Genomic DNA, 12,139 nt, shown 5'->3' with positions numbered 1-12,139 from the left:
CAATGATAAGAGAAAATTGTAAGGTTATTATTAGTGACTTGGATGGGACTTTATTAAATCAACATCACGTAATTTCCGATTACACAAGATCCGTTTTTCAAGAATTACACCAACAAGATTATTTGATAGTTGTGGCTACAGGTCGGCATCATTTAGATGCAATCCCTTTGGTCGAAAGACTAGGAGTTCCATTGTACTTAGTCACTTCTAATGGTGCAAGAATCCATTCGCCAGAAAAAGAATTGCTTTTTTCAATTAACATGGATAGCCAAGCCGTAAAATCAATTTTGGATTTGGATATTGACCCAGATATTACCACTGTTTTGTTTAAGGAAGAGGTGTGGCAAACCAACATCCACAATGAAAAATTGAATAGTTTTTCTAAAGAAGTAACCTATCATCGCGAATTAGTTAATTTTGGAGAGTTAGAGGATTTTGAAGCGATTAAAATTTTCTTTACGCATGAAAATCAAGATAAATTAATTGCGGTTCGTGATTTGATTTTAGAACATCACCCAGAATCATTTAACCATGCTTTTAGTCTTCCAATTTGTCTTGAATTTATGGATAAAGCAGTTGACAAAAGCCATGCTATTGCTAAAATATTGGAGAAAGAGAATTTAGATTTTAGCCATGCGGTTTCTTTTGGTGACGGATTTAATGACGAACTAATGCTTGTTACCACCGGAAAAGGTTTGATTATGGGCAACGCTCCTGAAACTTTAAAAAATAAATTATCTCACTTAGAAGTAATTGCTACCAATCATGAAGATGGAGTGGCAAAATACCTTTCAGAGACAATATTGAACTATTAATAAACCAAACCCAATTACTATGAAAAATAATATAGTATTACTTATTTGTATTTTGTTTTCTTCTTTTTTTCAAGCACAAACATTGAAAATGGAAGAGATTATGAAGGGGAATGATTTTATTGGAAATCTTCCTGAAAACGAAAGATGGTCTCTGGATGGAATCACAATTTATTTTGATTGGAATCCGAATAAAGAATGGGGCAATTCGACTTATTTCTGGAAGAAAGGAATGAAGGCTCCTCAAAAAGCTTCCAAAGAAGAAGCTAAATTTTCGAAGTTGAGAATGCTTCAAAAAGAGGGGACAGGAATCTATTATTTTGTAGACAAAGGACAACTTTTTTCTTATTCGATTAAAGACAAAAAAACACAAAAGATATACCAGCATAGTGTACCGGTTTCTTCTCTTCAAATAGGTAAAGAACTAGGCGTTCTATTTTTCAAACAAAGCGACAACCTATTTAAATTCGACACAAAACTAGGTTCGTTAGTTCAGTTGACAAATTTCAGAAAAGGGAAATCAGATGATAAACCAAAAGAAAAAGAGACTTTCCTGAAAGAACAACAAAAAGAATTGTTTCAGTTTGTTAGAGACCAAGAAGAAAAAGAGAAATGGAATACTGCTAATGAAGATCCAAAATTGGATTTTCCTAGACCTTATTTCGTTGGAAAAAACACGATTGAAGCCTCAAAAGTTAGTCCTAAAGGAGATTTTGTCACTTTTCGTTTAAGAGAAGAATCTGAGGTGAAGCAGGAAGAAATGGAAGTGTTTATTACTGCTGACGGTTACAATAAATCAAAAGATACCAAATCCAAAGTGTCAATAAACAATTTGGTAAACACTAAATTTGGTATTTACAATGTAGCAAAAGATACGGTTTACACCGTTAATTTTTCGTCTTTAAGTCATATACAAGATGTTCCAGAATATTTTAAATTGTATGAGAAGAATAAAAATGCAGACAAAAAAGACAAATTAATTGTTGCTCAAGCTCCCATCTATAATGAAGATGGTTCGTATGCAATAGTTGAAATTAGAAGTCAGGATAACAAAGACCGTTGGTTAGTTAATTTGAATTTAGCTACAGGAAGCTTTAAAGAAATTGAACACCAACACGATGAGGCTTGGATAGGTGGACCTGGAATTCCATCATACGCTTTTAGTTCTGGAACCTTAGGTTTCCTTGCAGATAATGAAACCATTTATTTTCAATCTGAAAAAACTGGTTACTCGCATTTGTATACCTATAATTTGAGAACCAATAAGAAAGTGCAACTCACTCAAGGAAATTGGGAAGTACGTGGCGTTGTTTTGTCAAAAGATAAAAAAGCGTTTTATTTAACCACCAATCAGACACATCCTGGGAATAGAGGTTTTTATAAAATGAACCTTTCGGATGCTGTTTTACAGCCTATTTTAACGAAAGATGGCGCTCATGAAGTAAGTCTTTCACCAGATGAGAAAAATTTGTTAGTTCGTTATTCGTATAAAAATAAACCTTGGGAATTGTATTGGGCTTCCAATAAAAAAGGGAGTACTTTAGAACAAATTACCGTTTCAACCACCAAGGAATTTGAATCATACAAATGGAGAACACCAGAAGTGATTACTTTCAAAGCGCAAGATGGAACATCGGTTTATGCTCGTTTGTACAAACCATCTACTAGTCAAGCCAACAAAGCGGCCGTGATTTTTGTGCATGGTGCTGGGTATTTGCAAAACGCTCATAATCATTGGAGTACTTACCATAGAGAATATATGTTTCATAATATGTTGACTGATTTAGGGTATACTGTTTTGGACATTGATTACCGTGGAAGCGATGGTTACGGACGTGATGTGAGAACAGGAATTTACCGTTTTATGGGCGGAAAAGATTTGTCAGACCAAATTGATGGAAAAAAATTCTTAGTTCAAAATTGTGGAGTAGATGAAAACCGAGTTGGAATTTATGGAGGCTCTTACGGGGGATTTATCACTTTAATGGGTATGTTAACTACTCCTAAAGAGTTTGCGGCAGGTGCTGCATTGCGTTCGGTGACGGATTGGGCACATTACAATCATGGTTACACAGGAAACATTCTGAACTTTCCAGAAACCGATCCCGATGCCTACAAAAAAAGTTCGCCAATCTATTTTGCGAATAATTTAGAAGGCAACTTATTGATGTTACACGGTATGGTGGATGACAATGTAGAATACAAAGATATTGTGCGTTTATCCCAACGTTTTATTGAATTAGGAAAGAAGAAATGGAGTTTAGCTAGTTTTCCAGTAGAATCACATGGATTTAAAGAAACCTATTCGTGGGTAGATGAGTACAGTAGAATCTTAGATTTATTCAATTCAACATTGCTAAATAAATAGTTTTATTCACTTCCATTCTAGATGAATTAATGCTAAATTTGCAGCCATTACAAACAACACTATTATATAATGAGTACTACAATTACAACTACTAACTTTAATTTTCCAGGTCAAAAATCAGTGTATCGCGGAAAAGTTCGTGAAGTTTACACTATAAATGATGATCTATTAGTCATGATTGCTACGGATAGATTGTCGGCATTTGATGTGGTTTTGCCAAAAGGTATTCCATATAAAGGACAAATTCTAAATCAAATAGCAACCCAATTCATGAACATGACGCAAGACATCGTTCCTAATTGGTTAGTCGCAACACCAGATCCTAATGTAGCTGTAGGGCATTTATGCGAGCCTTTCAAAGTAGAAATGGTCATTCGCGGGTATGTCTCAGGACATGCAGCTAGAGAATATGCAGCAGGAAAACGAATGCTTTGCGGGGTAACCATGCCTGAAGGATTAAAGGAAAATGACAAATTTCCAACACCAATAATTACGCCAACTACCAAAGCTGATAATGGTTCTCATGATGAAGATATTTCGCGCGAAGCTATTTTAGCTAACGGAATCGTAACCGAAGAAGATTACCTAACTTTAGAAAAATACACGAGAGCTTTATACCAAAGAGGAACTGAAATTGCTGCGAGTCGCGGATTGATTTTAGTAGATACCAAATATGAGTTTGGTAAAACCAAAGACGGTAAAATTGTGTTGATTGACGAAATTCATACTCCTGATTCTTCTCGTTATTTCTACGCAGAAGGATATGCTGAAAGACAAGCAAATGGAGAAGAACAAAAACAATTATCAAAAGAGTTCGTACGTCGTTGGTTAATTGAAAACGGGTTCCAAGGACAAGACGGACAACAAATTCCGGATATGACAGACACTTACATCGAATCGGTTTCAGAACGATACATTGAGTTGTACGAAAATATCTTGGGTGAGAAATTTGTAAAAGCCGACATTACGAATATTAATGAGCGAATTGAAAAGAACGTTGTAGATTTCTTGAAGAACAGATAAGAATTCCAATTTGATATAAAAAAACGCAATTCGTAAGAATTGCGTTTTTTTATTTAGCCCCGATTGAAGAGGCATCCTTTATAGTCTTAAAGCTGAGATTCTCGAAGCTAGGGCTATAAAGATATAGCGAAAAGCGGGAATAGCTCCTAAACTATTTGAAATACGAAAAAGTTTCTTCGTTTTCTATTTTTAATAAGGTTTCATAAATCAAATTAATGACATTTTCCACGTCCTCGCGATGCACCATTTCTACGGTGGTGTGCATGTAACGTAACGGAAGTGAAATTAAAGCCGAAGCCACACCGCCATTGCTGTATGCAAAAGCATCCGTATCAGTTCCAGTCACTCTTGACGAAGCCAATCGCTGAAAAGGAATGTTTTTCTCGGTGGCAGTATTTAAAATCAATTCTCTTAAATTATTCTGTACAGCAGGAGCGTAAGTAACAACAGGTCCTTTGCCAATTTTCGTTTCTCCTTCAATTTTTTTATCAATCATTGGAGTAGTAGAGTCGTGACACACATCGGTTACAATGGCTACGTTAGGTTTGATGGTTTGAGTAATCATTTCGGCACCACGTAATCCCACTTCTTCTTGAACCGAATTGGTGATATACAATCCGAAAGGTAATTTTTTACCATTTTCGTGTAACAATCGCGCCACTTCAGCAATCATGAAACCTCCCATACGGTTGTCAATGGCACGACAAACGAATTTGTTTTCGTTCAATACCATGAATTCGTCAGGATAGGTAATTACACAACCTACGTGAACGCCTAGTTTTTCAACTTGTTCTTTGTTTTCGCAACCGCAATCAATAAAAATATTGTCGGTTTTGGCTGGCTCTTCTTTTCCTCTGTTGCGAGTATGAATGGCTGGCCAACCAAAGACTCCTTTTACGATTCCGTTTTTAGTATGAATGTTTACTCGTTTAGAAGGTGCAATTTGATGATCAGAACCACCATTTCTAATTACGTAAATTAATCCGTCGTCAGTAATATAGTTGACATACCAAGCAATTTCGTCAGCATGACCTTCAATCACCACTTTATAAGGAGCATCCGGATTGATGATTCCCACAGCGGTTCCGTAGGTATCAGTGATAAAAGTGTCCACATACGGTTTTACATATTCCATCCAAATTTTCTGACCTTCGGCCTCAAATCCAGTCGGAGATGCATTATTAAGGTAGCTTTCTAAAAAGCTAATCGATTTTTCGTTTAATATAGATGTAGTGCTCATAAATTATTTTTTTGCTAAATTATAAATTTGGCATTAGAGTTGTGTATAGAATGTATAATTTTGTAATTAAACTTTTCAACGATGAAACGCACACTATTTTTAATTTGCTTCCTACTACTTACTTCAGCTATTCAAGCCCAAGTGATTCAAAAAGAGTCGGACATTATTATAGAGAACGACACGATTTTAAATGATACTATTGAACTTCCGGAGTTAATTGTTCGAAAAGAAAAATTAGATATCGAAGCGAGAAAACAATTTGCCTTGCTTCAAAACCGAGTTTTAAAAGTATATCCTTATGCTAAAATTACTGCAGAGAGATTGACGGCTTTAAACAGAGGTATGGCAAATCTTAAAACAGAACGCGAAAAAAAGAAATACTTCAAGATTGTCGAAAATTATTTAACCAACGAGTTTGAGGCAAAACTTAAAAAGTTATCCCGTAAACAAGGTCAGATTCTAGTTAAATTAATTCACAGACAAACAGGTACATCAACTTATGATTTAATTGCTGATCTCAAGAGTGGTTGGAAAGCCTTTTGGTCCAATACCACAGCAAGAGTTTTTGACATTAATTTAAAAACCAAATACGATCCGTACAACAATAATGAAGACTACTTGATAGAATCCATTTTGGTCTACGCCTTCGAAACGGGTCGTTTACAAAATCAACCACCAGCAATTAAAGTAGATTTTGATAATCTAAGTGCGACTTGGGAAGCCAAAGTTAGTTCTGCCAATAAATAATTGTGTCCACTGAGCTTGTCGATGTGGGGCGTTCCCTTTCAGGTCGGGCTATCCGCTTTATCTTTTTAAAAGTTGACTTCGAGTTCCTCAGTCCCCTTTTAAAAAGGATGCCGCTACTATCCCTAACGCGGGTTGAACTTCAATAATAATTTCAAAGTTCAAAATTCAATATTCGTTGTTCAACATTCCAAGTTCAATAACAATATCAAATTTCCCAAACCTTATATTCTCTTATATTCCTTATACGGTTAAATGCAATTTCAAAATTCAATATTCGTTATTCAACATTCCAAGTTCAATAACAATTCAACATTCCAATTTTCTTGATATAGCATCATAATTCATTATTCAAAATTCGTAATTCAAAAAAACTTTCATTTATAGAAAACGGGTTATCAGCAAGTTAAGAAAAAGAACAAAAATAAAGTGTAGAAAAGCTTGTGAGAGCGGATTTAGGTTGTACTTTTGCACCCGCAATAAAGCAGACGTTCTTACTTCAATATTGAAAAGCAAACCAAATAAGATAAAAGAAATTTTGCTTTAAAAATTTGCCAGAGATAAAAAAGTAATTATCTTTGCCCTCCCGAAAAGGAGACAAGTTCTTGAATAGATTGAGTGAGTAAAAAGAGAGAAAAAAGGAAAAGTAATTTTCTTAAAAAAAACTTTTAATAATACTTGCGAGATAAAAAAGAAGTTGTACTTTTGCACCCGCTTTGAGAAACAAGCGACAAACAAAAAAGACACGTTCCTAGACATATTGAATTGACAGCCGTTTTGAAAGAGATTTCAAAACAAATTAAAGAGTAATAGAATCGTAAGATTCGAAAAAGACCATTAGATCATTGTCATAATACATAGAAGTAAATTTATTTGCTTCGCATAATATACGATGAAGAGTTTGATCCTGGCTCAGGATGAACGCTAGCGGCAGGCTTAACACATGCAAGTCGAGGGGTATAGTTCTTCGGAACTAGAGACCGGCGCACGGGTGCGTAACGCGTATGCAATCTACCTTTTACAGAGGGATAGCCCAGAGAAATTTGGATTAATACCTCATAGTATGTGAGAATCGCATGGTTTTCACATTAAAGTTCCAACGGTAAAAGATGAGCATGCGTCCCATTAGCTAGATGGTAAGGTAACGGCTTACCATGGCGACGATGGGTAGGGGTCCTGAGAGGGAGATCCCCCACACTGGTACTGAGACACGGACCAGACTCCTACGGGAGGCAGCAGTGAGGAATATTGGACAATGGGCGCAAGCCTGATCCAGCCATGCCGCGTGCAGGATGACGGTCCTATGGATTGTAAACTGCTTTTGTACAGGAAGAAACACTCCCTCGTGAGGGAGCTTGACGGTACTGTAAGAATAAGGATCGGCTAACTCCGTGCCAGCAGCCGCGGTAATACGGAGGATCCAAGCGTTATCCGGAATCATTGGGTTTAAAGGGTCCGTAGGCGGTTTAATAAGTCAGTGGTGAAAGCCCATCGCTCAACGGTGGAACGGCCATTGATACTGTTAAACTTGAATTATTAGGAAGTAACTAGAATATGTAGTGTAGCGGTGAAATGCTTAGAGATTACATGGAATACCAATTGCGAAGGCAGGTTACTACTAATGGATTGACGCTGATGGACGAAAGCGTGGGTAGCGAACAGGATTAGATACCCTGGTAGTCCACGCCGTAAACGATGGATACTAGCTGTTGGGAGCAATCTCAGTGGCTAAGCGAAAGTGATAAGTATCCCACCTGGGGAGTACGTTCGCAAGAATGAAACTCAAAGGAATTGACGGGGGCCCGCACAAGCGGTGGAGCATGTGGTTTAATTCGATGATACGCGAGGAACCTTACCAAGGCTTAAATGTAGTTTGACCGTTTTGGAAACAGAACTTTCGCAAGACAAATTACAAGGTGCTGCATGGTTGTCGTCAGCTCGTGCCGTGAGGTGTCAGGTTAAGTCCTATAACGAGCGCAACCCCTGTTGTTAGTTGCCAGCGAGTCATGTCGGGAACTCTAACAAGACTGCCAGTGTAAACTGTGAGGAAGGTGGGGATGACGTCAAATCATCACGGCCCTTACGCCTTGGGCTACACACGTGCTACAATGGCCGGTACAGAGAGCAGCCACTGGGCGACCAGGAGCGAATCTACAAAACCGGTCACAGTTCGGATCGGAGTCTGCAACTCGACTCCGTGAAGCTGGAATCGCTAGTAATCGGATATCAGCCATGATCCGGTGAATACGTTCCCGGGCCTTGTACACACCGCCCGTCAAGCCATGGAAGCTGGGGGTGCCTGAAGTCGGTGACCGCAAGGAGCTGCCTAGGGTAAAACTGGTAACTAGGGCTAAGTCGTAACAAGGTAGCCGTACCGGAAGGTGCGGCTGGAACACCTCCTTTCTAGAGCTTGAATGTTAGTTGCCTTGGTAACACTTTCAAGAAAGAAGACGATAGATCGACATGGGATTGAATTTCATGATAATATTACTCTTGCTGTTAGTTCAAATAATACAAATAAGTAAAAAACAGAGTCTCGTAGCTCAGCTGGTTAGAGTACTACACTGATAATGTAGGGGTCCCCAGTTCGAGTCTGGGCGGGACTACTATTTTTTAACTTATGGAAATTTTAGAAGTTGAGTCATCCGATGGATGTTGTCTTTATCATTATACTGTCAACAGACGACTGATAACTGACAACTAAAACACGGGGGATTAGCTCAGCTGGCTAGAGCGCCTGCCTTGCACGCAGGAGGTCAACGGTTCGACTCCGTTATTCTCCACAAAAACAGTGGACAGTCCACAGGACTTAGTTATCAGTAGTAACTGAATACTAAAATCTGAATACTGCACACTAGTTTAACGTTCATTGACATATTGAGATAAGAAAATAATAAAGTAGAAAACATTTTTGCTTGTTTATCATTAGACAAGTAAAAGAAACGGCTTATTTTAATTAATAAGTTGGTACAATAAGCAAAATAAGGGCGTATGGGGGATGCCTAGGCTCTCAGAGGCGATGAAAGGCGTGATAAGCTGCGAAAAGTTACGGGGATTGGCACACACGATACGATCCGTAAATACCTGAATGGGGCAACCCACTATGTTGAAGACATAGTACACCGATAGGTGGGCAAACCCGCTGAACTGAAACATCTAAGTAGGCGGAGGAGAAGAAAACAAAAGTGATTCCGTAAGTAGTGGCGAGCGAACGCGGATTAGCCCAAACCAATGTTGTTACGGCAATGTTGGGGTTGTAGGACCACGAGATTTCTTGCACAAAGAACTAGAATCTACTGGAAAGTAGGACCGTAGAGGGTGATAGTCCCGTATAGGTAATGAGTGTAAAGGATAGTGGTATCCTGAGTAGGGCGGGGCACGTGAAACCCTGTCTGAATTTGGCGGGACCATCCGCTAAGGCTAAATACTCCTGAGAGACCGATAGTGAACCAGTACCGTGAGGGAAAGGTGAAAAGAACCGTGAATAACGGAGTGAAATAGATCCTGAAACCATACGCTTACAAGCGGTCGGAGCCCTTTCGTGGGGTGACGGCGTGCCTTTTGCATAATGAGCCTACGAGTTAACGTTGCTGGCAAGGATAAGTGGTTAAGTCACGGATCCGTAGCGAAAGCGAGTCTGAATAGGGCGCTTTAGTCAGTAGTGTTAGACGCGAAACCGTGTGATCTACCCATGGGCAGGATGAAGCTGTGGTAACACATAGTGGAGGTCCGAACCGGTTGACGTTGAAAAGTCTTCGGATGACCTGTGGGTAGGGGTGAAAGGCCAATCAAACTCGGAAATAGCTCGTACTCCCCGAAATGCATTTAGGTGCAGCGCTGGATTTAAGTTATATAGAGGTAGAGCTACTGATTGGATGCGGGGGCTTCACCGCCTACCAATTCCTGACAAACTCCGAATGCTATATAATGTTTACCAGCAGTGAGGGCTTGGGTGCTAAGGTCCAAGTCCGAGAGGGAAAGAACCCAGACCATCAGCTAAGGTCCCCAAATCTATACTAAGTTGAAAGAACGAGGTTTGTCTGCCCAGACAGCTAGGATGTTGGCTTGGAAGCAGCCATTCATTTAAAGAGTGCGTAACAGCTCACTAGTCGAGCGGACGAGCATGGATAATAATCGGGCATAAGTATAGTACCGAAGCTATGGATTTGTATTATATACAAGTGGTAGGGGAGCATTCCAGCAGGGTTGAAGGTGTATCGTAAGGTATGCTGGACTGGCTGGAAAAGAAAATGTAGGCATAAGTAACGATAATGCGGGCGAGAAACCCGCACACCGAAAGACTAAGGTTTCCACAGCTATGCTAATCAGCTGTGGGTTAGTCGGGACCTAAGGCGAACCCGAAAGGGACAGTCGATGGACAACGGGTTAATATTCCCGTACTACTTATTACTGTGATGGGGTGACGGAGTGATGAAAGCGCCGCGAACTGACGGAATAGTTCGTTGAAGTACCTACCTATAAGATCTGCAGGCAAATCCACAGATCTTGGGGAAATACGATAGTACTCGGAGACTTCGGTCAAAGAGATAGTGCGCCTAAGGGCTTCCAAGAAAAACCTCTAAACTTCAGGTAATAAGTACCCGTACCGCAAACCGACACAGGTAGTCGAGGAGAGAATCCTAAGGTGCTCGAGAGATTCATGGCTAAGGAATTAGGCAAAATAGACCTGTAACTTCGGGAGAAAGGTCGCCAGCGCAAGCTGGCCGCAGTGAAGAGGTCCAGGCGACTGTTTATCAAAAACACAGGGCTCTGCAAAATCGTAAGATGAAGTATAGGGCCTGACACCTGCCCGGTGCTGGAAGGTTAAGAGGAGATGTTATCTTCGGAGAAGCATTGAATTGAAGCCCCAGTAAACGGCGGCCGTAACTATAACGGTCCTAAGGTAGCGAAATTCCTTGTCGGGTAAGTTCCGACCTGCACGAATGGTGTAACGATCTGGACACTGTCTCAGCCATGAGCTCGGTGAAATTGTAGTAACGGTGAAGATGCCGTTTACCCGCAGTGGGACGAAAAGACCCTGTGCACCTTTACTATAGCTTAGTATTGACCTTGGATAAATGATGTGTAGGATAGGTTGGAGACTATGAAGTGGCGTCGCCAGGCGTTGTGGAGTCATTGTTGAAATACAACCCTTTGTTTATCTGAGGCCTAACCCCGCTTAAGCGGGGGACATTGCTTGGTGGGTAGTTTGACTGGGGTGGTCGCCTCCAAAAGAGTAACGGAGGCTTCTAAAGGTTCCCTCAGTACGCTTGGTAACCGTGCGTAGAGTGCAATGGCATAAGGGAGCTTGACTGAGAGACATACAGGTCGATCAGGTACGAAAGTAGAGCATAGTGATCCGGTGGTTCCGCATGGAAGGGCCATCGCTCAAAGGATAAAAGGTACGCCGGGGATAACAGGCTGATCTCCCCCAAGAGCTCATATCGACGGGGGGGTTTGGCACCTCGATGTCGGCTCGTCACATCCTGGGGCTGGAGAAGGTCCCAAGGGTTGGGCTGTTCGCCCATTAAAGTGGCACGCGAGCTGGGTTCAGAACGTCGTGAGACAGTTCGGTCTCTATCTACTGTGGGCGCAAGAAATTTGAGTGGATCTGATTCTAGTACGAGAGGACCGAATTGGACAAACCTCTAGTGTATCTGTTGTCCCGCCAGGGGCACCGCAGAGTAGCTACGTTTGGAAGGGATAAGCGCTGAAAGCATATAAGCGCGAAACCCACCACAAGATGAGATTTCTTTTAAGGGTCGTGGGAGATGACCACGTTGATAGGCTATAGATGTAAAGGCAGTAATGTCATAGTCGAGTAGTACTAATAACCCGTAAGCTTATGTACGTTTTCCCTCCTCCCTTCGAGTCACCTCAGGGGAAGGAGGGGAGAAATTTTCTAATTACTTTTCTTTATCTCAGTATGTTAAGATATTTGCAGCGAAGCTG

The 12,139-nt window shown here is 40.4% G+C and carries 5 protein-coding genes, 2 tRNA genes and 2 rRNA genes; 8 read left to right on the top strand and 1 reads right to left on the bottom strand.

Translation table 11 applies throughout. The features are described 5' to 3' along the window. Positions 1-2 precede the first annotated feature (2 nt). The 3 genes from LPC20_RS09305 (at position 3) to LPC20_RS09295 (ending at position 4,203) form a co-directional block, all read left to right on the top strand. Positions 3-815 (top strand): Cof-type HAD-IIB family hydrolase, encoded by an 813-nt coding sequence (locus LPC20_RS09305; RefSeq protein WP_229324734.1) that lies wholly within the window; start codon positions 3-5, stop codon positions 813-815. 19 nt (positions 816-834) lie between these two features. Then, positions 835-3,180 (top strand): S9 family peptidase, encoded by a 2,346-nt coding sequence (locus tag LPC20_RS09300; RefSeq protein WP_229324732.1) that lies wholly within the window; start codon positions 835-837, stop codon positions 3,178-3,180. A 69-nt stretch (positions 3,181-3,249) separates the two neighbouring features. After that, the gene (locus tag LPC20_RS09295) at positions 3,250-4,203 is read left to right on the top strand and encodes a phosphoribosylaminoimidazolesuccinocarboxamide synthase (RefSeq protein ID WP_229324730.1); all 954 of its coding nucleotides are present in this window, start codon (positions 3,250-3,252) and stop codon (positions 4,201-4,203) included. 151 nt (positions 4,204-4,354) lie between these two features. Here LPC20_RS09295 and LPC20_RS09290 read toward each other — a convergent pair whose 3' ends face one another. Then, the gene (locus tag LPC20_RS09290) at positions 4,355-5,443 is read right to left on the bottom strand and encodes a M42 family metallopeptidase (protein ID WP_229324728.1); all 1,089 of its coding nucleotides are present in this window, start codon (positions 5,441-5,443) and stop codon (positions 4,355-4,357) included. 81 nt (positions 5,444-5,524) lie between these two features. On the opposite strand from LPC20_RS09290, the gene LPC20_RS09285 reads away from it, so the two are divergent. The 5 genes from LPC20_RS09285 (at position 5,525) to LPC20_RS09265 (ending at position 12,038) form a co-directional block, all read left to right on the top strand. Further along, positions 5,525-6,190 carry a DUF4294 domain-containing protein gene (locus LPC20_RS09285; protein ID WP_229324726.1) on the top strand — a complete coding sequence of 222 codons (666 nt, stop codon included), beginning with the start codon at positions 5,525-5,527 and terminating at the stop codon, positions 6,188-6,190. An 886-nt stretch (positions 6,191-7,076) separates the two neighbouring features. Then, positions 7,077-8,590: ribosomal RNA gene (locus tag LPC20_RS09280) — 16S ribosomal RNA — on the top strand. 129 nt (positions 8,591-8,719) lie between these two features. Further along, positions 8,720-8,793, top strand: a tRNA-Ile gene (locus LPC20_RS09275). 103 nt (positions 8,794-8,896) lie between these two features. After that, positions 8,897-8,970 (top strand) — tRNA-Ala (locus LPC20_RS09270). Positions 8,971-9,157: 187 nt separating this feature from the next. Further along, positions 9,158-12,038, top strand: a 23S ribosomal RNA gene (locus LPC20_RS09265). The 16S and 23S rRNA genes sit together here with 2 tRNA genes alongside, the layout of an rRNA operon. Positions 12,039-12,139: the final 101 nt, after the last annotated feature.

The sequence above is a fragment of the Flavobacterium ammonificans genome, assembly GCF_020886115.1.
Classification (GTDB): Bacteria; Bacteroidota; Bacteroidia; order Flavobacteriales; family Flavobacteriaceae; genus Flavobacterium; species Flavobacterium ammonificans.
Note: the sequence above shows the minus strand (reverse complement) of the source record. Positions and strands in the feature narration are given on the sequence as shown.

Excerpts from the sequence above, each read along its gene's own strand:
- LPC20_RS09305 (WP_229324734.1), top strand. The coding sequence starts at position 3 with ATGATAAGAGAAAATTGTAAGGTTATTATTAGTGACTTGGATGGGACT.
- LPC20_RS09285 (WP_229324726.1), top strand. The coding sequence starts at position 5,525 with ATGAAACGCACACTATTTTTAATTTGCTTCCTACTACTTACTTCAGCT.
- LPC20_RS09295 (WP_229324730.1), top strand. The coding sequence starts at position 3,250 with ATGAGTACTACAATTACAACTACTAACTTTAATTTTCCAGGTCAAAAA.
- LPC20_RS09290 (WP_229324728.1), bottom strand. The coding sequence starts at position 5,443 with ATGAGCACTACATCTATATTAAACGAAAAATCGATTAGCTTTTTAGAA.
- LPC20_RS09300 (WP_229324732.1), top strand. The coding sequence starts at position 835 with ATGAAAAATAATATAGTATTACTTATTTGTATTTTGTTTTCTTCTTTT.